The 21,534-nt window shown below is 67.0% G+C and carries 18 protein-coding genes and 1 riboswitch; of the genes, 5 read left to right on the top strand and 13 right to left on the bottom strand.

Going from position 1 to position 21,534, the window contains the following annotated elements:
* Window positions 1-7 precede the first annotated feature (7 nt).
* Window positions 8-3,217: an efflux RND transporter permease subunit gene (locus VPH47_RS00170; protein WP_368849851.1), complete on the top strand. Its 3,210-nt coding sequence runs from the start codon at window positions 8-10 to the stop codon at window positions 3,215-3,217.
* Window positions 3,218-3,309: 92 nt separating this feature from the next.
* Here VPH47_RS00170 and VPH47_RS00165 read toward each other — a convergent pair whose 3' ends face one another.
* The 9 genes from VPH47_RS00165 to VPH47_RS00125 all read right to left on the bottom strand — a co-directional run bounded on the left by VPH47_RS00165 (window position 3,310) and on the right by VPH47_RS00125 (window position 11,393).
* Entirely contained in the window at window positions 3,310-5,082 is a 1,773-nt protein-coding gene (locus VPH47_RS00165; RefSeq protein ID WP_368849850.1) for a DUF885 family protein, read from the bottom strand.
* A gap of 166 nt (window positions 5,083-5,248) precedes the next feature.
* Entirely contained in the window at window positions 5,249-5,596 is a 348-nt protein-coding gene (locus VPH47_RS00160; protein ID WP_043399630.1) for a lipid-A-disaccharide synthase N-terminal domain-containing protein, read from the bottom strand.
* Complete coding sequence (locus VPH47_RS00155) at window positions 5,596-6,318, bottom strand: glycosyltransferase family 2 protein (RefSeq protein WP_110714176.1); 723 nt, start codon at window positions 6,316-6,318, stop codon at window positions 5,596-5,598. Before VPH47_RS00155 ends, VPH47_RS00160 begins: the two co-directional genes overlap by 1 nt.
* 89 nt (window positions 6,319-6,407) lie before the next feature.
* Window positions 6,408-7,373: an NAD-dependent epimerase/dehydratase family protein gene (locus VPH47_RS00150; protein ID WP_368849849.1), complete on the bottom strand. Its 966-nt coding sequence runs from the start codon at window positions 7,371-7,373 to the stop codon at window positions 6,408-6,410.
* A 51-nt stretch (window positions 7,374-7,424) separates the two neighbouring features.
* A complete protein-coding gene (locus tag VPH47_RS00145) occupies window positions 7,425-8,156 on the bottom strand; it encodes a suppressor of fused domain protein (protein WP_368849848.1) in 732 nt (243 codons plus the stop codon).
* A gap of 126 nt (window positions 8,157-8,282) precedes the next feature.
* A complete protein-coding gene (locus tag VPH47_RS00140) occupies window positions 8,283-9,206 on the bottom strand; it encodes a ParB/RepB/Spo0J family partition protein (protein WP_014038972.1) in 924 nt (307 codons plus the stop codon).
* Window positions 9,206-10,003 carry a ParA family protein gene (locus tag VPH47_RS00135; protein ID WP_005411653.1) on the bottom strand — a complete coding sequence of 266 codons (798 nt, stop codon included), beginning with the start codon at window positions 10,001-10,003 and terminating at the stop codon, window positions 9,206-9,208. The genes VPH47_RS00140 and VPH47_RS00135 overlap by 1 nt, the downstream gene beginning before the upstream one ends.
* Before the next feature lie 112 nt (window positions 10,004-10,115).
* Window positions 10,116-10,754: a 16S rRNA (guanine(527)-N(7))-methyltransferase RsmG gene (gene rsmG, locus VPH47_RS00130; protein WP_350259699.1), complete on the bottom strand. Its 639-nt coding sequence runs from the start codon at window positions 10,752-10,754 to the stop codon at window positions 10,116-10,118.
* Between the two features lie 39 nt (window positions 10,755-10,793).
* Window positions 10,794-11,393 carry a 4'-phosphopantetheinyl transferase superfamily protein gene (locus VPH47_RS00125; RefSeq protein WP_368851554.1) on the bottom strand — a complete coding sequence of 200 codons (600 nt, stop codon included), beginning with the start codon at window positions 11,391-11,393 and terminating at the stop codon, window positions 10,794-10,796.
* 84 nt (window positions 11,394-11,477) lie between these two features.
* Here VPH47_RS00125 and VPH47_RS00120 point away from each other — a divergent pair, with 84 nt between their 5' ends.
* Window positions 11,478-11,729 carry a GlsB/YeaQ/YmgE family stress response membrane protein gene (locus tag VPH47_RS00120; RefSeq protein ID WP_005411656.1) on the top strand — a complete coding sequence of 84 codons (252 nt, stop codon included), beginning with the start codon at window positions 11,478-11,480 and terminating at the stop codon, window positions 11,727-11,729.
* A gap of 72 nt (window positions 11,730-11,801) precedes the next feature.
* Here VPH47_RS00120 and xth read toward each other — a convergent pair whose 3' ends face one another.
* The 4 genes from xth to VPH47_RS00100 all read right to left on the bottom strand — a co-directional run bounded on the left by xth (window position 11,802) and on the right by VPH47_RS00100 (window position 17,530).
* On the bottom strand, window positions 11,802-12,569 hold the full coding sequence (gene xth, locus VPH47_RS00115; protein WP_368849847.1) for an exodeoxyribonuclease III: 768 nt from the start codon (window positions 12,567-12,569) through the stop codon (window positions 11,802-11,804).
* A gap of 192 nt (window positions 12,570-12,761) precedes the next feature.
* Window positions 12,762-14,171, bottom strand: coding sequence for a coniferyl aldehyde dehydrogenase (locus tag VPH47_RS00110; protein WP_368849846.1), 1,410 nt, complete (start codon window positions 14,169-14,171; stop codon window positions 12,762-12,764).
* A 155-nt stretch (window positions 14,172-14,326) separates the two neighbouring features.
* Window positions 14,327-15,991, bottom strand: coding sequence for an MFS transporter (locus tag VPH47_RS00105; RefSeq protein WP_049399160.1), 1,665 nt, complete (start codon window positions 15,989-15,991; stop codon window positions 14,327-14,329).
* A 111-nt stretch (window positions 15,992-16,102) separates the two neighbouring features.
* Complete coding sequence (locus VPH47_RS00100) at window positions 16,103-17,530, bottom strand: DcaP family trimeric outer membrane transporter (RefSeq protein ID WP_368849845.1); 1,428 nt, start codon at window positions 17,528-17,530, stop codon at window positions 16,103-16,105.
* 245 nt (window positions 17,531-17,775) lie between these two features.
* Between VPH47_RS00100 and acs the strand changes: the two genes are divergently transcribed.
* The 3 genes from acs to VPH47_RS00085 all read left to right on the top strand — a co-directional run bounded on the left by acs (window position 17,776) and on the right by VPH47_RS00085 (window position 21,452).
* Window positions 17,776-19,719: an acetate--CoA ligase gene (acs, locus tag VPH47_RS00095; RefSeq protein WP_368849844.1), complete on the top strand. Its 1,944-nt coding sequence runs from the start codon at window positions 17,776-17,778 to the stop codon at window positions 19,717-19,719.
* Between the two features lie 80 nt (window positions 19,720-19,799).
* Window positions 19,800-20,465 carry a response regulator transcription factor gene (locus VPH47_RS00090; RefSeq protein ID WP_005411662.1) on the top strand — a complete coding sequence of 222 codons (666 nt, stop codon included), beginning with the start codon at window positions 19,800-19,802 and terminating at the stop codon, window positions 20,463-20,465.
* 233 nt (window positions 20,466-20,698) lie between these two features.
* Window positions 20,699-20,788: riboswitch (yybP-ykoY riboswitch) on the top strand.
* A gap of 88 nt (window positions 20,789-20,876) precedes the next feature.
* Window positions 20,877-21,452 carry a manganese efflux pump MntP family protein gene (locus VPH47_RS00085; protein WP_010482394.1) on the top strand — a complete coding sequence of 192 codons (576 nt, stop codon included), beginning with the start codon at window positions 20,877-20,879 and terminating at the stop codon, window positions 21,450-21,452.
* The last annotated feature ends 82 nt before the right edge of the window (window positions 21,453-21,534 follow it).

The raw sequence follows: 21,534 nt of genomic DNA, 5'->3' as shown, positions 1-21,534 counted from the left end.
GGCGACCATGTTCAAGCTGATCATTGAAACAGCGGTGCGCCACCGCTGGCTGGTGGTGTTCATGGCGGCGCTGATCGCTGCCGTGGGCCTGTTCCAGCTGGGCAAGCTGCCGATCGACGCGGTGCCGGACATCACCAATCGCCAGGTGCAGATCAACACGGTGGCACCGGCACTGACCCCGGAGCAGATCGAGCGGCAGGTGACCTATCCGCTGGAAACCGCGCTGGCCGGCATTCCCGGCCTGACCACCACGCGTTCGCTGTCGCGCAATGGCTTCTCGCAGGTCACCGCGATCTTCACCGATGCGACCGACATCTACTTCGCCCGCCAGCAGGTGGCCGAACGCATGCGCGAGGCATCCGAAGACCTGCCCGATGGCGCGTCGCCGATGCTGTCGCCGGTCACCACCGGCCTCGGTGAAGTGCTGATGTGGACCGTGGACTTCACCACGTTCGATCCGGCCAGGCTGGCCAAGCCCGGTGAAGCCGGCTGGCAGGCCGGCGAGGTCTACCGCACGCCGGAAGGCAACCTGCTGCGCACGCCGGAAGAACGTGCCACCTACCTGCGCACCGTGCAGGACTGGATCATCGCGCCGCAGATGCGTTCCAGCCCGGGGCTGGCCGGCGTCGATACGGTCGGCGGCTACGTCAAGGAATACGGCGTGCATCCGGACAGCGCCCGACTGGCCGCGCACGGCCTCGGCCTGGCCGATCTGGTCACCGCATTGCAGCGCTCCAACGTGCAGGCCGGTGCCGGTTTCGTGCAGCGTGCCGGCGAAGGCCTGGTGGTGCGTGCCGATGGCCTGGCACTGACCACCGATGACCTGGCACAGGCCCCGGTGGCCACCCGCAATGGCGTGGTGGTGCGCGTGGCCGATGTGGCCGAGGTCGAGCTGAGCCGCGCGCCACGCCTGGGTGCGGCCAGCCGCAACGGCCATGAAGCCGTGCTGGGCACCGCGCTGATGATCGCCGGCGGCAACAGCCGCACCGTGGCCCAGGCCGCGGCCGCGCGCCTGGAACAGGTGAACAAGTCGCTGCCGGCCGACATCGTGGCAGCACCGGTGCTGGACCGCAGCGTGCTGGTCAATTCCACCATCAAGACCGTGGCCAAGAACCTCACCGAGGGCGCGCTGCTGGTGGTGGTGGTGCTGTTCCTGCTGCTGGGTAACCTGCGTGCAGCGACGATCACCGCGCTGGTGATTCCGCTGTCGTTCCTGTTCGCAGTCATCGGCATGAACCGCTTCGGCATCAGCGGCAACCTGATGAGCCTGGGTGCACTGGACTTCGGCATCCTGGTGGACGGTGCGGTGATCGTGGTCGAGTCGACGCTGCTGATGCTGGGCCAGCGCCGCGCCGAACTGGGCCGTGCGTTGACCGCGATGGAACGCCTGCGCGTGGCCGCCGATTCGGCGATGAAGATGGCGCGCCCGGCGGCCTTTGGCCAGCTGATCATCCTGCTGGTGTTCGCGCCGATCCTTACCCTGGAAGGCGTGGAGGGCAAGACGTTCCACCCGATGGCGGCCACGTTCATGCTGGCCCTGATCGGTGCCTTCATCTTCTCCTTCACCTTCGTGCCGGCGATGGCCGCACTGCTGGTGCGCGAGCCGAAGGTCAAGGACGGCGATACACATGCTGACGATGGCGAGCACGAAACCAAGCTGATCCGCGTGCTGCGCGCGCGCATCGAGCCGGTGGTGCGCAAGGCCGTGGCGCATCCGCGCACGGTGCTGGCCGGTGCGATGATGATGGTGGTGGTGGGCATCGGTTCGTTCTCGCTGCTGGGCCGCGAGTTCATGCCGACGCTGGACGAAGGCAACGTGGCGATGCAGGCCCTGCGCGTGCCGTCGACCTCGCTGGAGCAGTCGCTGGCGATGCAGCTGGCACTGGAAAAGGCAATTGCCAAGCAGCCGGAAGTAGAAACCGTGTTCTCGCGCACCGGTACCGCCGAGGCAGCGATCGACCCGATGCCGACCAACATCTCCGACAGCGTGATCGTGCTCAAGCCACGCAAGGACTGGCCGGATCCGAAGCTGGGCAAGGACGCGCTGGTGGCACGCTTCGAAACGCTGGCCGGGCAGCAGCTGGGCAACAGCTTCGAGTTCAGCCAGCCGATCGAACTGCGCTTCAACGAACTGATCTCCGGCGTGCGTACCGACCTTGCGGTGATGATCTTCGGCGATGACTTCAGCCAGCTGCAGAAGGTGGCCGACCAGGTGGCGCTGAAGCTGCGTGCGGTGGAGGGCGCGGCCGACGTGCGGGTGGAGCAGATCTCCGGCCTGCCCACGCTCAATGTGGCCATCGACCACGTGGCGGCGGCGCAGTACGGCCTGACTGCCGCGGACGTGAGTGATGCGCTGTCCACCGGCATTGGTGGCACGGCGGCCGGCAAGATCTTCGAAGGTGACCGCCGCTTCAACGTGGTGGTGCGCCTGGACGATGCCTCGCGCAACGATCCGGACCAGTTGGCGTCGTTGCCGATTGCTACGCCATCGGGGCTGGTGATTCCGCTGTCGTCGGTCGCGCGCATCACGGTCAGCGAAGGGCCGAACCAGATCAGCCGCAACAACGGCAGCCGCCGCGTGGTGGTGCAGGCAAACGTGCGCGGCCGCGACCTGGGCGGTTTCGTCGGCGAAGCGCAGGCCGCAGTGGCCGACGTGGCACTGCCGCCGGGCGCCTACCTGACCTGGGGTGGCCAGTTCGAGAACCTGCAGCGCGCGGAAAAGCGGCTGGCGACGGTGGTACCGGTGGTATTCCTGCTGATCGGCAGCCTGCTGTTCATGGCCCTGCGCAGCGGCAAGGAAGCCATTCTGGTGTTCAGCTGCGTGCCGTTGGCGCTGGTCGGCGGCATCCTCGCGCTGCTGCTGCGTGGCATGCCGTTCTCGGTGTCGGCGGCGGTCGGCTTCATCGCCGTGTCCGGCGTGGCCACCTTGAACGGCCTGGTGCTGATGCAGGCGATCCGCGAGCGCCTGGATGCCGGTGACCTGCCGCTGCAGGCGGCGATCAACGGTGCATCGAGCCGCATCCGCGCGGTGTTGACCACGGCGCTGGTGGCGATCGTCGGCTTCATTCCGATGGCGATCGCCAGTGGTTCCGGTGCGGAGGTGCAGAAGCCGCTGGCGACGGTGGTGATCGGTGGCCTGATCACCGCCACCGTGCTGACCCTGCTGGTGCTGCCGACCTTCGCGGCACGGGTGGCCAAGCCGCGGGCGGTCGGCTGAGGTTGGGGGTCGGAGCCCTTTCCACAGGAAAGGGCTCCGACCCCGTGACCGGGTCGGATTGCCGGCCAGCGGCCGGCACTACCTTGGAACTGTCAGGCCTTCTTGCGTTCGGCGATGTAGGCCTGGATCTGCTGTTCCAGCACCGGCAGCGGCACCGAGCCCTGCTTGAGCAGAGTGTCGTGGAAGCCCTTGATGTCGAACTTGTCGCCCAGCTCCTTCTCGGCCTGCGCGCGCAGGCGCACGATGGCGATTTCGCCCAGCTTGTAGCTCAGCGCCTGGCCCGGCCAGGAAATGTAGCGGTCCACTTCGGTGGTCACTTCATGCTCGCTCAGCGCGGTGTGGTCACGCAGGTAGGCCAGCGCCTGCTCGCGGCTCCAGCCCTTGCTGTGCACGCCGGTATCGATCACCAGGCGTGCAGCGCGCCACATTTCGTAGGTCAGGCGGCCGAAATCCTCGTACGGGGTTTCGTAGATGCCCATCTCCACGCCCAGCTTCTCGCAGTACAGCGCCCAGCCTTCGCCGTAGGCGGAGATGTAGGCGTTGCGGCGGAACTCGGGCAGGTTCTTCTGCTCGGCGGCAATGGCACCCTGCAGCGCGTGGCCCGGATCGGATTCATGCAGGGTCAGCGCCGGCAGGTTGTACAGCGGGCGCGACGGCAGGTTGTAGGTGTTGAGCCAGTAGGTGCCCATGCCACCACGGCCGGCGGTCCAGAACGGCGCGATGTCCGGCGGCACCGGCACAATGGTGAAGCGCGCGCGCGGCAGCGTCATGTACTTGCCGAGCTGGCCATCGGCCCGCTTGGAGATCCACGCCGCGCGCGACAGCAGCTCTTCCGGGGTCTTGGCGTAGAACTGCGGATCGGTGCGCAGGAAGGTCAGGAACTCGGCGAAGCTGCCCTTGAACCTCACCTGCTTGATGATGTCGTTCATTTCCTTCTGGATGCGCGCGACTTCACCCAGGCCGATGCGGTGGATCTCGTCCGGCGACAGGTCCAGCGTGGTGTATTCGTGGATCTGCTGCTTGTAGTACGCCTTGCCGCCCGGCATCGCTTCGGCGGCCAGGGTGGTGCGCGCCTGCGGCACGTACTCGCTGACGAAGAAGGTGCGCAGCTGCTGGAACGCAGGCACCACCTTGCCACTGATTGCTTCGCGTGCCTGCGCCTGCAGCCTGGCCTGCTCGGCGGTCGGGATGCTGTTGGGCAGCTTCTTGAACGGTGCGTACAGCGGCGACTCGGTGGGATCCATCAGCTCGGCGACGGTGGCGATGGACACCTCGCGGCCATCGAGCACGGCACGCGGCACGCTGAAGCCACGCTTCAGGCCGGCGCGCATGTTCTCGGTCTGCTGCCCGAAGTAGCGCGGCACATCGTTCAGGCGGGCGATGTAGTTCTGGTAGTCCTGCGCGGTCTTCATCTCGCGCCGGGCCATGAAGGACAGGTTGGACCAGAACGAGGAGTCGGCGTTGAACGGCATCTCGTAGCCGCGCAGGCGCACGTCTTCGGCCAGGTTGAACACCTGGTCGCGGTAAATCGCGTAGTTGACCTGGTTGTCGGCCGACAGGGTCTTCGGGTCGATCTTCTTCAGCGCGGCCAGGGTCTCGTCCCACACCTTCAGGCGTGCCTGCTGCGCCGCCGGGCCGACGTCGGGCATGCGGGTGGCATTGGCCGGGGCATCCTCGTCCTCGCTGGCCTCGCCGCCGCCATCCTGGCGCCACTTCCATTCCTTCTCGTACACCGCACGGAAGGCGGCGTCGGCAGGCGATTCGGTGGCCACGCTGGCCGGTGCGGCGGTGGCGGGCGGCGCGGCCAGGGCCACGGCGGGGGCGGACAGGGCGATCAGCAGGGCAACGGCAAGACGGGTTTTCACGAGCACAGGTTCCCGGGAAGGCAGACCCCGATCATGGCACCGCCCACGGCCCATGGCATGGGACGAAGGTCCTGCCTGCACCGTGCCCGGTAGCTGCCGACCTTGGTCGGCCCCCCAAACCCAGCGCCGACCAAGGTCGGCACCTACCGGATGGGGCCCCGAAGGCCTAGTGGCTGGCCTTGTCCCGCTTCCAGCCCCGGTGCTTGATGTCCAGCTGCAGGCTGTACAGCGCGGTGAACGCCGGGAACAGGTTCTGCAGCACGCCCACCGAGTCCTGCTTGGCCGAGAACAGGAAGTAGCTCAGCGTCATCAGGCTGCCGACCACGCTCATGTACCAGAACAGGCGCGGGATCACCGGCTTGCCGGCGCGCTTGGAGGCGATGAACTGGACCAGCCAGCGGCCACCAAACATCAGCGCGCCGGTATAGCCGATCAGCTTCCAGCCGGTCACATGCAGGCCGGTCCAGTACAGCCAGGTCAGCGGCTGGTCGAGCCAGTGCAGCTCCAGGCCCATCACCGCTCTTCCACCGCGGTGCGCTTGCTGCGGGTGATCAGCCAGGCCACGCCGCGCAGGTCACGGATGCCGACCAGCGCGCGGCCGAGGTTGTTGTACTTGGAGACGCCGGCGGTACGGTGGCGGTGGTTGACCGGCACGCTGGTGGTCTTCCAGCCGGCACGCTGCATCAGCGCCGGCAGGTAGCGATGCATGTGGTCGAAGTACGGCAGGTCGAGGAATGCACTGCGCTCGAACAGCTTGATGCCGCAGCCGGTGTCGGGCGTATCGTCGCGCAGCATGCGTGCACGGATGGCGTTGGCCCAGCGGCTGGCCCAGCGCTTGCTGCCGCTGTCCTGGCGGTTGACGCGCCAACCGGCGAACAGCTTCACCTGTGCTTCGGCGGCATCGCGCGCAACCAGCAGCTTGGGAATGTCCGCCGGATCGTTCTGGCCATCGCCATCCAGGGTGGCGATCCACGGTGCACGCGCGTGCTTGACCCCGGTGCGCACCGCCGTGCTCTGCCCGCTCTGGTTCACGTGGTGCAAGACCCGCAGTTCCGGCGTGGTCGCCTTCAGGCCCTGCAGCACCGCCAGGGTGTCATCGCGCGAGTGATCATCGATGTAGACGATCTCGAACGGCAGCCGGCCGCGCAGCGCAGCGGTGATTTCGGCGACCAGCGGGGCGACATTGTCGCGCTCGTTGAACACGGGGACGACAACGGAAAGCTCGGGTTGGCTCATAAGGCACTCGGCCAAGGGGGGACAAAGACCGCGCATTCTCCGAAACCGAGGTTATCCGAAGATGAACCCGGCCGCGTGAGGATTGCGGCTCAGGCGCGGTCGCCAAAATACTCGCGGCACCACTGCACGACAGGCGGCAGCCCTTCTTCGATCGGGGTCACCGCGTCGAAGCCGAAGGCGTCATGGGCGCGCCGGGTATCGGCCATCGTGCGCACCATGTCGCCGGGCTGCATGGGCTTGTAGACCTTCTGCGCGGGGCGGCCGGCGGCCTGCTCGATCACGCTGATGAAGCGCTCCAGCTCGACCGGCGTATGGTTGCCGAGGTTGAACACCCGGTGCGGCACCGGACCGTCGGCCGGATGCGCGAGGGCGCCGAGGATACCCGACACGATGTCGGAAACATGTGTGAAATCGCGTTGCATGCGGCCTTCGTTGAACACGTCGATCGGCCGCCCGGCCAGCACCGCACGCGAGAACAGCAGCGGCGCCATGTCCGGCCGGCCCCACGGGCCATACACGGTGAAGAAACGCAGGCCGGTGGCGTGCAGGCCGTACAGCTGCGCGTAGGTGTAGGCCATCAGCTCGTTGGCCGCCTTGGTGGCCGCGTACAGCGAGCGCGGCTGGTCCACGCGCTGGTCTTCGGAGAACGGCGGGGTGGCCGAATCACCGTAGACCGAGCTGCTCGACGCATACACCAGGTGCTGCACGCCACGGTGGCGGCACAGCTCGAGGATGTTGACGAAGCCGATCAGGTTGCTGTCGACATAGGCATGCGGGTTTTCCAGCGAATAACGCACGCCGGCCTGTGCGGCCAGGTGGATCACCGCAGTCGGCTGCACTTCATCGAACAGCGCCGCCAGGCCTTCGCGATCGGTCAGGTCCAGCGTGCGCAGGTCCAGCGCCGGGCACAGCGCGGCCACGCGGTCGCGCTTGATCTGCGGGTCGTAGTAGTCGTTGAAGTTGTCCAGGCCGACCACCGGCTGGCCCGCCTCCAGCAGCGCGCGGGCGGTGTAGGCACCGATGAAGCCGGCAGCGCCGGTGAGCAGGATGGTCATTGCAATTGCCTGGAAATCAATGAGTACAGGTGCAGAGGATACGCTGTGGGCTCAGAACAGCCCGAATCGCTTCCTGGCCACGTTGGTGCGGCCAGGCTCGATCACGTCCTGGATGTTCTTCGCATCGAAGCGGTCGAGCAGCGCCTCGGCGCCCTTTTTCAGCTTCAGGTCCATCTCTTCCGGGTACAGCGGCATGAGCGTCATGAAGGCGATGGTCCTGCCATCCTCCAGCACCAGCTCGGCGAAATCTTCCGGGGTGGTCACCGGCGGCAGCACGATGGCACCGTCGAAGCCCACGCCCGGCGCGTAGGGTTCGCTGGGATGCCCGTTGGGAATGGTGTGGCCGAAGCCCAGCCAGGTGTCGTACTCGTGCGGCAGCCGCGCCATGCCCTTCAGCAGGCGCACCGGCCAGTAGTTGCGCTCGTCCTCGAAGGCGTCCTGCGAGATCGGCCAGTCGGCCGGCAGGGTCACCATCAGTTCCATGTAGTGCGGCACGTCCGCATCCACCTCGGCGGGCACGGTCATCGGCAGATCGCTCATGCCGGAGGTCACCAGCCGCAGATACGGGAACTGATCATTGGCCGGCACCACGTGCACGTCGATGTGCACCAGGTCGGAGATGATCTCGTGGAAGACACCGGACACCGGGCCCAGATGACGCTCGATGTGCGCGCCGATCGCCTCGATGTGTTCTTCGCCCTGCGCCGGCGTGAAGTCCTTCTGGCGGCTGTGCACCAGGATCGGGCTGCCGCCCGGGCTGACGTCGTCGAATGCGTTGCTCATGTCCTGCTCCCTGGATGAGGCCACGGGCCGGAAGGCAGTACATCCCACGGCGCGCGCGGCGGTACGTTCCCTGTCATTCGCGGGACACGGCAGGAACGGGCCGCGCCCCCTGTCACTGCGCCGGGCTCAGCCCTGGCGCGTACGCAGCTTTTCCAGCACGCCGTCCAAGGTATCCAGGTCGGTGTAGTGGATGATCAGCTTGCCCTTGCCGCCGCGACCATGGTTGATCGCCACCTTGGCCCCCAGGGCTTCGGACAGCTCGGTTTCCAGCGAGGCGATGTCGGCCTGCTGCACCTTCGGCGCGGCCACCGGGCGGTTGCTCGGCACCTTGCCGGCGGCGAAGGCCTGCGCACGGCGCTCGACCTCACGCACCGACCAGCCTTCATCGGCTGCTTCCTGCGCCAGCTTGCCGGCCAGCTCGGGAGCCAGGGTCAGCAGCGCACGGGCGTGGCCCATTTCCAAGCGACGAGTTTCCAGCAGCAGGCGGATCGCCACCGGCAGCTCCAGCAGGCGCAGCAGGTTGGACACCGCCGCGCGCGAGCGGCCGACGGCCTCGGCGGCCTCGGCATGGGTCAGGGTGAACTCGCTGATCAGGCGCTGCAGCGCCTCGGCTTCTTCCAGCGGGTTGAGGTCTTCGCGCTGGATGTTCTCGATCAGCGCCATCGCGATGACGGTGCGGTCTTCCAGCTCGCGCACCACCACCGGCACTTCGTCCAGGCCGGCCAGCTGCGATGCGCGCCAGCGGCGTTCGCCGGCAACGATTTCGTAGTTGCCCGCCGGCAGCTGGCGCACCAGGATCGGCTGGATCACGCCCTGCGACTTGATCGAGTCGGCCAGCTCGGAGAGCTTGCCCTCGTCCATCTCGCGACGCGGCTGGTACTTGCCCGGCTGCAGCTGGCCCACGGCCAGCTTGCGCAGCACTTCACCCGGCAGCGGCTCGATCACCGCGGTGGTGGCCTGCACCTGGCTGACCGCACCCTTGGGACCCAGCAGGGCATCCAGGCCACGGCCGAGGCCTCGCTTCTTGGCTGCCGGCTTGCTGCTGGTCATCAGACGGTCTCCACGGCCTTGGCGGCCTTGTTGCGTTCGTTGTTGCGGCGGATGATCTCGCCGGCCAGGCCCAGGTAGGCCACGCCACCGCGCGAGGCGCGGTCGTAGCCGACGATGCTCTGGCCATGACTGGGCGCCTCGGCCAGGCGCACGTTGCGCGGCACGATGGTGCGGAACACGCGGTCGCCGAAGTGCTCGGTGAGCTCGGCCGAGACCGCGTTGGCCAGGTTGTTGCGCACATCGAACATGGTGCGCAGCACGCCTTCGATCTCCAGCGCCGGGTTCAGGCTGGTGCGCAGCGCCTCGATGGTCTCCACCAGCGCGCTCAGGCCTTCCAGCGCGTAGTACTCGCACTGCATCGGCACGATCACCGAGTCGGCGGCGGCCAGCGCGTTGAGCGTCAGCAGCGACAGCGCCGGCGGGCAGTCGATCAGGATGTAGTCGTACTCGTCGCGGATCGGCGCCAGCGCGCGCTTCAGGCGCTGCTCGCGCTCGCTCTGGCCCATCAACTGGATCTCGGCGGCGGTCAGGTCGATGTTGCCGGGCAGCAGGTCGTAGCCCTCGGCAGTCTGCACGCGCACATCGGCGGCGCTGTTCTCGCCGAGCAGCAGGTCACAGGTGGAGGCGGCCAGCTCTCGTTTGTCCACGCCACTGCCCATGGTCGCGTTGCCCTGCGAATCCAGGTCGACCAACAGCACGCGCTTGGGTGCGTTGGCCAGGGAAGCGGCCAGGTTGACGGCGGTCGTGGTCTTGCCGACGCCACCCTTCTGGTTGGCGATGGCGATGATGCGGGCCATGCGGGTGTGCCTCGTCGACGTATGCTGGGACCGGTCATTATGCGTACAACCGGCCCCTTGCGGAAATCGTGAATCGCCAACCCGTTGTTCCACAAGGGGCTGGCGGCGGGAATCAGGGGCCTGTAACAGTGACCAGGTGGCGTTCGCCGGCCAGGCCGGGCACGCTCAGCGGGGTCACCTCGCGCACCTGCCAGCCGTCCGGCAGCTCCGCGATCTCTTCATGCGGGTAGACGCCCTTCATGGCCAGCAGCACGCCGCCGGGGCGCAGCAGGTGGCCACCGACGCGGACGATCCCGGCCAGGGTGTCCATCGCACGCGCGGTCAGCTGGTCGTAGCGGCCGGCCTCGTCCAGCGCCTCGGCGCGCGATTCGGCCACGCGGGCGTTGCCCAGGCCGAGCTGGCGCACGGCCTCGCGCATGAAGCGCGCCTTCTTGCCGTTGCTTTCCACCAGGGTGACCTGCAGGCCCGGGCAGGCGATCGCCAGCGGGATGCCGGGCAACCCGGGGCCGGTGCCGAGGTCGGCCAGGCTGCCATCGGCCACGAACGGCTGCATGGCCAGCGAATCGAGCAGGTGGCGGGTGACCATCTCCTGCGGATCGCGGATGGCGGTGAGGTTGTAGGTGCCGTTCCAGCGGTGCAGCAGGGCCAGGTAGCGCAGCAGCGGCGGCGCCAGCGCGGCGTCCAGGCCCATGCTGGCCAGGCCCTGTTCCAGCGTGGCAGCCACGCTGGCGGGAAGTGGGTGTTCGCTCATGTCGACATTATCGCCGGTTTTGCGCGCTGATTCCCCGCTTCAGTGTGGATACCAGGCCAATGCCGCACGGAACTGGCCAGTGGCCTGCCATTCGTGCAGGTGCCAGCGCGCGGCCTCGCCCAGTTCCGGGTCGCACCAGCGCAGGTGCAGGGCGCCATCGGCCCCCGGCGCCAGCTGCAGGCGGTGCAGGCCGAACGAGATGCCCTGCCCGTGCGCCTTCAGCATCGCTTCCTTGGCACACCACACGCGGAAGAACCAGTGCTCGCGCCCGGCCTCGTCCAGGCTTTCCAGCCAGGCCACCTCCTCGGGGTGGAAGAAGCGCTGCACGATCTCCAGCAGGCGGGCCCGCGGCCGCAGCAGCTCCAGGTCCACGCCCAGCCGCACGCCCTCGCCCAGCGCCACCAGCAGCACCTCGCCGCTGTGGCTCCAGCCGGTGCCGTAGTGGGCCAGCGCACCGCTCAGCTCCGGCCGGCCCTTGTCATCACGGACCAGCGGCAGCGTCTCCGGGTCGGCACCCAGCGCCTGCGCCAGCACCTGTCGCGCCTGCGGCTCGCCGCGGTGGCCCGGCACATGTGGGCGCCGCCAGACCATCACCGGACCGAAGCGCCACGGGCCATCGAGGGTGGCTGGCAGGCTCATCCGCACGCGCCCATCACGCAATTCCACGACGAGTTCACGGCCGTGCGCGTCAACTGGTCACAGTTCCCCACCGGAGGTTCGATCATGGGCATCATCATCTGGCTGATCGTCGGCGGCATCGTAGGCTGGCTGGCCAGCATCATCATGAAGCGCGATGCCCAGCAGGGCATCATCCTCAACATCGTGGTCGGCATCGTCGGCGCGCTGATTTCCGGCTGGCTGTTCGGCGGCGGCATCAACGAAGCGATCACCATCCGCACCTTCCTGTTCTCGCTGATCGGCGCGGTGATCCTGCTAGCGATCGTCAACCTGTTCACCCGCAAGAGCATACGGTGATCTGAGGATAGTGCCGGCCGCTGGCCGGCAGATGTTTCAGAACGGGCCCGGCAATCGCCGGGCCCCGTTCGTTCAACCCAACTGCACCCATGCCGGCGCGTGGTCACTCGGGCGTTCCCAGGTGCGCGGCTCACGATCAATGCCCGAGGCGACCGCGCTACCCTTCAGCGCATCGGAGACCAGGGTCAGATCGATGCGCAGGCCCAGGTTGCGGCGGAAGCCAGCGGCACGGTAATCCCACCAGCTGAAGGTGCCCGCCTCGTCATTGTGCAGGCGGAAGCCATCGTGCAGGCCCAGCTGCAGCAGCTTGTTGAGCGCGCCGCGCTCGGCAGTGGAGGTCAGGATGTGGTTTTCGTTCCACACCTCCGGGTCGTGCACATCGCGCGCGTCCGGGGCGATGTTGAAGTCACCCATCACGATCAGCTTCGGGTGGCGCTGCAGTTCCTGCGCGATCCAGGCATGCACCGCTTCCAGCCAGCGCAGCTTGTAGTCGTACTTGTCGGTGCCGATGTCCTGGCCGTTGACCACGTACAGGTTGATCACCCGCAGGTCGCCGAAGGTACCGGCGATGACGCGCTTCTGCTCGTCCTCGAAGCCAGGAATGCCGATCTGCACGTCCTGCGCCGGCTCACGCGACAGCAGCGCCACGCCGTTGTAGGTCTTCTGGCCGGCGAACACGCTGCGGTAGCCCGCGGCGATCAGCGCCGAATCGGGAAACTTGTGGTCCTCCAGCTTGGTTTCCTGGATACCGACGAGGTCCGGGCCGAACTCCTTGAGCCACTGCTCCAGGTGCGGCAGGCGGACATTGAGCGAATTGACGTTCCACGAGGCGATCTTCATGGGGGCATTCTACCCGGCCCAGGTTTGGTAGACGCCAACCTTGGTTGGCGCATGGGGTTCACGCGTGCCAACCAAGGTTGGCACCCACCGGAAGGGGCCGCGCTGGTTGGCACCTACCGGTAGTGCCGGCCGCTGGCCGGCAACCCCATGAACCGTCGGCAAGACCCTGCAGTTGCCGGCCAGCGGCCGGCACTACCGCAAGAGGAACTTCAACAACCCCGCAATCTTCGAATACGGCGGCCGCAGCCGGTCACTGGCGGCCCAGCGCGACTGCCACAGAACCGGCAGCCGCTTGCTCATCGCATCGAACCCGGCCCGGCCGTGGTACGCGCCCATGCCGCTGGCCCCCACCCCACCGAACGGCAGGCCATCGGCCGCGAAGTGCAGCAGCGTGTCATTCACCGTCACCCCACCGGCCACCACCTGGCCGAGGATGCGCTCCACCGTCGCCGTGTCGTGGCTGAAGGGATACAGCGCCAGCGGGCGGTCTCGGGACAGCACGTCGGCCAGCGCCGTCTCCAGGTCCGGGTAGGCGCGCACCGGCAGGATAGGCCCGAAGATCTCCTCGCGCATCAGGTCCAGGTCGTCCGGCGGGTCCAGCACCACGGTCGGCACCAGCAGACGCTCGCGGTCGGCGCGCGCCTCATCCACCTGCGCCAACGCAATCACCGGCACGCCGCGTTCGCGCGCCTGCGCCAGATAGCCCTGCAGGCGCCGGTACTGGCCTTCGTTGATGATGCGCGTGTAGTCGTCGGCGCTGCTGAAATCGCCGTAGCGCTCGCGTACCTGCTGCTGCAACGCCTGCACGAACTCGCGCTGGCGCGCGGTGTCGATCAGCACGTAATCCGGCGCGATGCAGGTCTGCCCTGCGTTGAACCACTTGCCGGTGGCCAGCCGCGCAGCGGCCTTTTCCAGCGGAAAATCGCGGCAGACGATGGCCGGCGACTTGCCGCCCAGCTCCAGCGTGACCGGCACCAGATGCTCGGCCGCGGCCGCCATCACCTTGCGGCCAACCGCCGTCGAGCCGGTGAACAGCAGATGGTCCAGCGGCAGCGAGGACACCGCTGCGGCCACATCCGCCCCACCCTGCACCACCGCCACGCGATCGGGCGGGAACACACTGGCCAGCAGATCGGCCAGGAACGCACTGGTGTGCGGCGTGTGTTCCGAGGGCTTGAGTAACACGTGGTTGCCGGCGGCGATGGCGGTGGCCAGCGGCACCAGCGCCAGCGTGACCGGGTAGTTCCAGGGCGAGATCACCCCGACCACGCCCAGCGGTGTCGGCCGCAGCTGCGCGCGCGCTGGCCACAGCCGCCAGCCGGCGCCCACCCGCTGCGGCTTCGACCAGCGGCGCAGGTGACGGCGCAGGTGGTCGATGGCCGACAGCACGCTCATGCCATCGGCCAGCTTCGATTCGACGTGGGCGCGATGGCCGAAGTCCTCGGCGATGGCCTGGGCCATTTCGTCCAGACGCGGCTTCAACGCCTCGCGCAGGCGGCGCAGGTCGGCTTCGCGCTGGTCCAGCGAAGGGCGCTGCGACTGCCATGCGCTGCGCAGGGTGTGCAGGATGGCGGGGAGGTCTGCCGGCGTGGTGGTGGTCATGGGCCGACTATACGGGGTGCAGCACGTCTCGATGGGGTCAGATCCCTTTCGCAGGCGAAAGGGATCTGACCCCAAAAACAGGGAAACAAAAAGGCCGCGGTCTGCACCGCGGCCCCTGAAACCCGGTGGGTGCCGACCGTTGGTCGGCACGCCGGTTATTTGGTGATATCCACGTCCTTGGTCTCGCGCAGGAACAGGCCACCGATCACCACCGACATCAGCGCGATGATGATGGGGTACCACAGGCCGTAGTACAGGTTGCCGGTACCGGCTACCAGCGCGAACGAGATCGCCGGCAGGAAGCCACCGAACCAGCCGTTGCCGATGTGGTACGGCAGCGACATCGAGGTGTAGCGGATGCGGGTCGGGAACAGTTCGACCAGGTAGGCGGCAATCGGGCCGTAGACCATGGTCACGTACAGCACCAGCAGCCACAGCATGAAGATGGTGCCGGCGATGTTGATGCGGGCGCCATCGGCCTTGGCCGGGTAGCCGGCGGTGGTCAGGGCGGTCTTCAGTTCCGCACCGAACGCATCGGCCTTGGCCTTGCCGTCTTCCTTGGTCAGGCCAGCGGCTTCATACGAAGTGACGCTGGCACTGCCCACGTTCACCATCGCCAGCGAACCGGCGGCGGCGGGCTGCACGTCGTACGGCACACCGGCCTTGGTCAGCGCGGCGGTGGCCACGTCGCAGGAGCTGGTGAACTTGCGCAGGCCAACCGGATCGAACTGGAACGAGCAGGTGGCCGGATCGGCCACGACCAGGGCCGGCGAGCTGCTGCGGGCTTCTTCGATGGCCGGATTGGCGAAGTGGGTCAGGCCCTTGAAGATCGGGATGTAGGTAACAGCCGCCAGCAGGCAGCCGGCCAGGATGATCTTCTTGCGGCCGATGCGATCGGACAGCCAGCCGAAGAAGATGAAGAACGGCACGCCCAGCGCCAGCGCGGCCGCGATCAGCAGGTAGGAGGTGGTGGCGTCGACTTTCAGCATGCTGCTGAGGAAGAACAGCGCGTAGAACTGGCCGCCGTACCAGACCACGGCCTGGCCGGCTGCAGCGCCGAGCAGGACCAGCAGCATCAGCTTCAGGTTGCCGCCCTTCAGACTGTCACGGAACGGCGTCTTGGAACCCTTGCCCTCGGACTTCATCTGCTGGAACAGCGGCGACTCGCTCAGCTGCAGGCGGATCCACACGGAAACGCCCAGCAGCAGGATCGAGACCAGGAACGGAATACGCCAGCCCCAGGCTTCGAAGGCTTCGTTGCCGAGGAAGTAGCGGCAGGCCAGGATGATCAGCAGCGACATGAACAGGCCGAGCGTGGCGGTGCACTGGATGAAGCTGGTGTACAGGCCGCGCTTGTCGTCCGGCGCATGCTCGGCCACGTAGGTGGCGGCACCACCGTACTCGCCGCCCATCGCCAGGCCCTGGGCCAGGCGCAGGATGATCAGGATCACCGGTGCGGCGAAACCGATCGAAGCGTAGTTGGGCAGCACGCCGACCAGGAAGGTCGAGATGCCCATGATCAGGATGGTGACCAGGAAGGTGTACTTGCGGCCGATGCGGTCGCCGAGGCTGCCGAAGAAGGCCGCGCCGAACGGACGCACGAAGAAGCCGGCAGCGAACGCCAGCAGGGCGAAGATCATGCCCGTGGTTTCATTGACGCCACTGAAGAACTGCTTGGCGATGATGGCGGCGAGCGAGCCATACAGGAAGAAGTCATACCACTCGAAGACCGTACCGAGGCTCGAGGCGAAGATGACTTTCTTGTGGCCCTTGGTCAGGGTGCCCGCCGCATTGTGCGGGCTTGATGCAGTGCTGGACATGGGACGTTTTCCCTCTGTAGATGCTGGCCTTGGCCGGCATTCAATCTCGGTGGGTGCCGACCTTGGTCGGCACTCAATCTCGGTAGGTGCCGGCCGCTGGCCGGCACGCTCTTAGAAGCTGTACTTCGTGGTGAACTGCAATCGGGTGATGTCACCCTTGTTGCCGTTCTCCACCTCGCGACGGCCGTACATCAGCTCCGCACCGATATCGACCTTGGGCAGCGGCGAATAGAAGATGTTGCCGCGGATGCTCTGCACGCTCTTGGTCACCAGCGGGCCGAGGATGCTGTCGTTGTCGTAGTCGCTGCGCGCGTAGATCAGGTTGGTGCGCAGCTTCGGCGAGAACGCATGCCGCCAGCCCACGTAGCCGGCCAGCACGCCGGTCGGGTTGAGCTCGTCGCGGGCCACGTCGTAGGCGCTGTCGGCAGTGATGCCCAGGCCGATGTAGCGGGCGATGCCTTCGCCGCCGGTCAGCTGGTAGTGCAGCGAATCGCTGTCGCCCATCACCCACTTGCCGCCCAGGGTCAGGCCGCCGGCCACCTTGTCGGCCTTGGCGCCGGTGGCCTGGTTGTCGACCTTCAGCTGACGGACGATGCCGCCGACACCGAAGGTGCCCCAGTCGCCCTTCCAGCCATAGCGCATGGTCAGATCAGGCAGGCTGCCACGGTCGGAGTTGGCGCTGGTGTTGGTCCAGGCGCCGGTGACCGGGTTGCGGGTACCGGTGAGCGTGGTGGTTTCCGGGTTTTCCAGCGCGACGCTGAAGCCGCCCTGGGTGTAGCGCACCTGGGCCTGGCGCACGAAGATCACGCCGTCGGTGGAGCCGACGAAGTCGACCGCTTCGGGCAGTGCGGCCGCGTCCATGAAGTTGGACCAGGTCTGGCCGGCCATCCAGTTGTTCCAGTACATGTAGGCGTGGCGCAGGGTCACACCGTAGGTATTGGTGGCGGTCTGGTTGCCCAGCGAGTTGCCGAAGAAGTCCATCTCGAAGAACGCACCGGCCTTGTTGCCCGATTCGCTCACATTGTCGATGCCCAGGTTGAAGCGCGAGAACTTGGCGTGGGCGTTGAAGTCGGTACCCGAACGCTTGCCGCTGCCGCCGGCGCCTTCCACCGGGGTCTGGCCCGGCAGGTACAGCGAGCGGCCGGTGGCGTCGTCGGCCAGCTGGCCATCGCTGGTCTGGGTGGCGAGGAAATCGGCCTTGATGAAGCCGCCGATCTTGACCGTGGTGCCCGGCGCGGCGCCCGGGGTGATGGTGGTGACCTGGATCGGCTGCTTGCCTGCCGGCACCGAGGCGACCGGCTTCTGCTCGGCCTGCACCGTGCGGACTTCGGTCACCGCCTGCTGGGTCTGGCTGATCTGGGTCTGTTGTTGTTGCTGCGAAGACAGCAGCAGCTGGACCTGGCGTTCCAGTTCGGCAACGCGTGCTTCCAGCGCTTTCTCTTTGGCGGTCTCAGCGAACGCCATGCCCGGTGCGACCAGGGCGACCAACAGGCAGGCCGCCAAAGGTTTGCGCACGGCTTTCAACGTACGGTGGCTCATGTTGCCCTCTCTCCCAAGTGGCAAGGTGATGCCGCGCGTGGGGCACGGTCGAGCCGAGACTGCGGGGCGATTATGTATAGCGGCTATTCGCCATTGGTCGAACCCGGCCCTGCTGGGCGCTCACTTTCGACCATGGTCTAACCAGAGTGGTGACGCGGCCGGGGGTGGATGGGGCAAACTGAAGGGGATCGGTCGCTGCGATGCTGCGACCGCACATACAAAGTCAACGTGCAAGTGAGGGTGCCATGGCTGATATCTACCCCGTCGATCCGCAGTTCGCCGCCAAGGCACGCATCGACAAGACGTCGTACGAACAGCAGTACCAGGCTTCGGTGACCGACCCGGATGGTTTCTGGGGCAAGGCCGCCGAGCGCCTGCAATGGATGCGCAAGCCGACGAAGATCAAGAACGTCAGCTACGACCTGTCCGACTTCCACATCAAGTGGTTCGAGGATGGCGAGCTCAATGCCAGCGTGAACTGCCTGGACCGCCAGCTCGAGACGCGCGGCGACAAGACCGCCCTGCTGTTCGAGCCGGATGGCCCGGATGCACCCGCCCAGCACGTGACCTATCGCGAGCTGTACGAGCGCACCTGCCGCCTCGGCAATGCGCTGCGCAACCTCGGGGTCAAGAAGGGCGACCGGGTCACCATCTACCTGCCGATGATCGTCGACGCCGCGGTGGCCATGCTGGCCTGCGCGCGCATCGGTGCGATCCACTCGGTGGTGTTCGGTGGCTTCGCACCGAACTCGATCGCCGACCGCGTCAGTGACTGCCAGAGCAAGCTGATCATCACCGCCGACGAAGGCCTGCGCGGTGGCCGCAGGATTCCGTTGAAGGCCAACGTCGATGCAGCGCTGAAGCTGCCCGGCACCAACACCGTGGAAACCGTGCTGGTGGTGCGCCATACCGGCGGCGCGGTCGACATGCAGGCCCCGCGCGACCGCTGGTTCCACGATGTGGTGGACAGCCAGCCGGCCACCTGCGAGCCGGAACGCATGAACGCGGAGGACCCGCTGTTCATCCTCTACACCTCCGGTTCCACCGGCAAGCCGAAGGGCGTGCTGCACACCACCGGCGGCTACCTGCTGTACGCGGCCTACACCCATGAAGCGGTGTTCGACCTGGGCGAGGACGACGTCTACTGGTGCACCGCCGACGTCGGCTGGGTCACCGGCCACAGCTACATCGTGTACGGCCCGCTGGCCAACGGCGCGACCTCGCTGATGTTCGAAGGCGTGCCGAACTACCCGGACACCTCGCGCTTCTGGAACGTCATCGACAAGCACAAGGTGACCATCTTCTACACCGCCCCGACCGCCATCCGTGCACTGATGCGCGAAGGCGAGGAGCCGGTGAAGAAGACCTCGCGCGCGTCGCTGCGCCTGCTCGGCAGCGTCGGCGAGCCGATCAACCCGGAAGCCTGGCGCTGGTACTACGAAGTGGTCGGCGACAGCCGCTGCCCGATCGTCGATACCTGGTGGCAGACCGAGACCGGCGGCATCCTGATCTCGCCGCTGGCCGGCGCGATGGACCTCAAGCCGGGCTCGGCCACCCTGCCCTTCTTCGGCGTGCAGCCGGCGCTGGTCAATGCCGATGGCGAGATTCAGGACGGCCCGACCGAGGGCAACCTGATCATCCGCGATTCCTGGCCGGGCCAGATGCGCACGGTGTACGGCGACCACCAGCGCTTCATCGATACGTATTTCCGCACCTACCCGGGCAGCTACTTCACCGGCGACGGTTGCCGCCGCGACGAAGACGGCTACTACTGGATCACCGGCCGCGTCGACGACGTGATCAACGTGTCCGGCCACCGCATCGGCACCGCCGAAGTGGAAAGCGCGCTGGTCTCGCACCCGAAGGTGGCCGAAGCGGCGGTGGTCGGCTTCCCGCACGACGTGAAGGGCCAGGGCATCTACGCCTACGTCACCCTGGTGGCCGAAGAAGCACCGAGCGACGAACTGCAGAAGGAACTGGTCGCCTGGGTGCGCAAGGAGATCGGCCCGATCGCCACGCCGGACCACCTGCAGTGGGCGCCGGGCCTGCCCAAGACCCGTTCGGGCAAGATCATGCGCCGCATCCTGCGCAAGATCGCCGAGAACGCGCCGGACCAGCTCGGCGACACCTCGACCCTGGCCGACCCGTCGGTGGTGGCGTCGCTGGTGGACGAGCGCAAGGTACGCTGACGTACGACCCGGGGTCAGATCCCTTTCCGCCAGGAAAGGGCTCTGGCCCCATAGAGTTTCCCCCACGGTTCCCCCCGACCATGACCACCCTCCTGATTGCCGATGACCACCCGCTGTTCCGCGAAGCCCTGCGTGGGGCGGTGCAGCGGGTCATCCCCGGCGTGCAGCTGTTCGAGGCCGACAGCGTGGAAGCGCTGTATGCGCTGGCCGACCAGCACAACGACGCCGACCTGGTCCTGATGGACCTCAACATGCCCGGTGCGCAGGGTTTCAACGCGCTGGTGCACATGCGCTCGCTGCACCCGCACCTGCCGGTGGTGGTGGTATCCGCACGCGAAGAAGCCACGGTGATGCGCCGCGCGCTCGACCACGGCGCGCTGGGCTTCATTCCGAAGTCTGCGGATTCGGACACCATCGGCCACGCACTGGGCACCATCCTTGATGGTGAGACCTGGGCGCCGCCGGAAGCGCACAACGTGCCGCCGACCGAGCGCGAGGAACGCGAAGTCGGCCAGCGCCTGCGCGAACTGACCCCGCAGCAGTTCCGCGTGCTGCAGATGCTCGGCGCCGGCCGCTTGAACAAGCAGATCGCCTACGACCTCAACGTCTCCGAAGCGACGATCAAGGCCCACGTCACCGCCATCCTGCGCAAGCTCGGCGTGACCAACCGCACTCAGGCCGTGCTGATGGCCGGCAAGCTGGCCATCGACGACGACGCCATCGTGCTGCCGCCAGAAGAAGACTGAAGGTAGTGCCGGCCGCTGGCCGGCAATCCCCTGAAACGCGCGACATCATCTGAAACCGCACTGGTAGGTGCCAAGCTTGCTTGGCACGCTCTCGGCGTTGCGCATGCCGGCCAGCGGCCGGCACTACCAGGCACCGCTGCGCTCTCGATATAGCCATCGCTATACAAACCAGCCCTGCCTGCGCGTTTCGCTGGAAATGCGCCACGCGCGGATCGCGGTGCTAAGCTTCGCGTCCCCTTGGGGAGTAGCCGGATTCCTTCGCAGGAATCGTCCACGTCAACATACTCGGCCAGTGCGCCGTGGCGTGGACAACCATGATGGTTGGCGAGACCAGCGGCCCGCGCGCGCAACGTCAGGTTGGGCGCGAGCGCAGGCCGTGCGTCCGTCCTAGCCCGACCTCAGCCACCGCCCATGTCCCCCATTTCGATCCTCCTGATCGGCTTTGCCATGTCCACCGATGCCTTCGCCGCTGCCATCGGCAAAGGTGCGGCCATGCGCAAGCCGGTCTTCCGCGACGCACTGCGTGCCGGCATCATCTTCGGCGTCATCGAGGCGATCACGCCCATCATCGGCTGGCTGCTCGGTCGGGCCGCCCTGCAGTACGTCGAAGCCTTCGACCACTGGATCGCGTTCGGCCTGCTCGGCGCGCTGGGCATCCACATGATCTACAACGGCCTGCGCCCGGACAGTGCCGAGGAAGACGAAGACCCCTCGCAGCACCACGGCTTCTGGAAGCTGGCGCTGACCGGTTTCGCCACCAGCATCGACGCGATGGCGGTGGGCATCGGCCTGGCCTTCATGGACGTGCATATCGGCGTGATGGCTGCGGTGATCGGCCTGTGCACGCTGACCATGGTCACCGTCGGCATCATGCTCGGCCGCGTACTGGGCAGCATGGTCGGCAAGCGTGCGGAGATCATCGGTGGCGTGATCCTGGTGATCATCGGCGCGACGATCCTGTACGAACACCTGCACGGCGTGGGGTAACTTGCCGGAGGCGAGCGATTGCGTGGTTGCCGGCCAGCGGCCGGCACTACCAGACGGCATATCCACGCATGGCGTGGATCTA

The sequence above is a fragment of the Stenotrophomonas sp. WED208 genome (assembly GCF_040984485.1).
Taxonomy (GTDB): domain Bacteria; phylum Pseudomonadota; class Gammaproteobacteria; order Xanthomonadales; family Xanthomonadaceae; genus Stenotrophomonas; species Stenotrophomonas riyadhensis.
Note: the sequence above shows the minus strand (reverse complement) of the source record. Positions and strands in the feature narration are given on the sequence as shown.

Excerpts from the sequence above, each read along its gene's own strand:
- VPH47_RS00170 (WP_368849851.1), top strand. The coding sequence starts at position 8 with ATGTTCAAGCTGATCATTGAAACAGCGGTGCGCCACCGCTGGCTGGTG.
- VPH47_RS00160 (WP_043399630.1), bottom strand. The coding sequence starts at position 5,596 with ATGGGCCTGGAGCTGCACTGGCTCGACCAGCCGCTGACCTGGCTGTAC.
- VPH47_RS00155 (WP_110714176.1), bottom strand. The coding sequence starts at position 6,318 with ATGAGCCAACCCGAGCTTTCCGTTGTCGTCCCCGTGTTCAACGAGCGC.
- VPH47_RS00150 (WP_368849849.1), bottom strand. The coding sequence starts at position 7,373 with ATGACCATCCTGCTCACCGGCGCTGCCGGCTTCATCGGTGCCTACACC.
- VPH47_RS00145 (WP_368849848.1), bottom strand. The coding sequence starts at position 8,156 with ATGAGCAACGCATTCGACGACGTCAGCCCGGGCGGCAGCCCGATCCTG.
- VPH47_RS00140 (WP_014038972.1), bottom strand. The coding sequence starts at position 9,206 with ATGACCAGCAGCAAGCCGGCAGCCAAGAAGCGAGGCCTCGGCCGTGGC.
- VPH47_RS00135 (WP_005411653.1), bottom strand. The coding sequence starts at position 10,003 with ATGGCCCGCATCATCGCCATCGCCAACCAGAAGGGTGGCGTCGGCAAG.
- rsmG (WP_350259699.1), bottom strand. The coding sequence starts at position 10,754 with ATGAGCGAACACCCACTTCCCGCCAGCGTGGCTGCCACGCTGGAACAG.
- VPH47_RS00125 (WP_368851554.1), bottom strand. The coding sequence starts at position 11,393 with ATGAGCCTGCCAGCCACCCTCGATGGCCCGTGGCGCTTCGGTCCGGTG.
- VPH47_RS00120 (WP_005411656.1), top strand. The coding sequence starts at position 11,478 with ATGGGCATCATCATCTGGCTGATCGTCGGCGGCATCGTAGGCTGGCTG.
- xth (WP_368849847.1), bottom strand. The coding sequence starts at position 12,569 with ATGAAGATCGCCTCGTGGAACGTCAATTCGCTCAATGTCCGCCTGCCG.
- VPH47_RS00110 (WP_368849846.1), bottom strand. The coding sequence starts at position 14,171 with ATGACCACCACCACGCCGGCAGACCTCCCCGCCATCCTGCACACCCTG.
- VPH47_RS00105 (WP_049399160.1), bottom strand. The coding sequence starts at position 15,991 with ATGTCCAGCACTGCATCAAGCCCGCACAATGCGGCGGGCACCCTGACC.
- VPH47_RS00100 (WP_368849845.1), bottom strand. The coding sequence starts at position 17,530 with ATGAGCCACCGTACGTTGAAAGCCGTGCGCAAACCTTTGGCGGCCTGC.
- acs (WP_368849844.1), top strand. The coding sequence starts at position 17,776 with ATGGCTGATATCTACCCCGTCGATCCGCAGTTCGCCGCCAAGGCACGC.
- VPH47_RS00090 (WP_005411662.1), top strand. The coding sequence starts at position 19,800 with ATGACCACCCTCCTGATTGCCGATGACCACCCGCTGTTCCGCGAAGCC.
- VPH47_RS00085 (WP_010482394.1), top strand. The coding sequence starts at position 20,877 with ATGTCCCCCATTTCGATCCTCCTGATCGGCTTTGCCATGTCCACCGAT.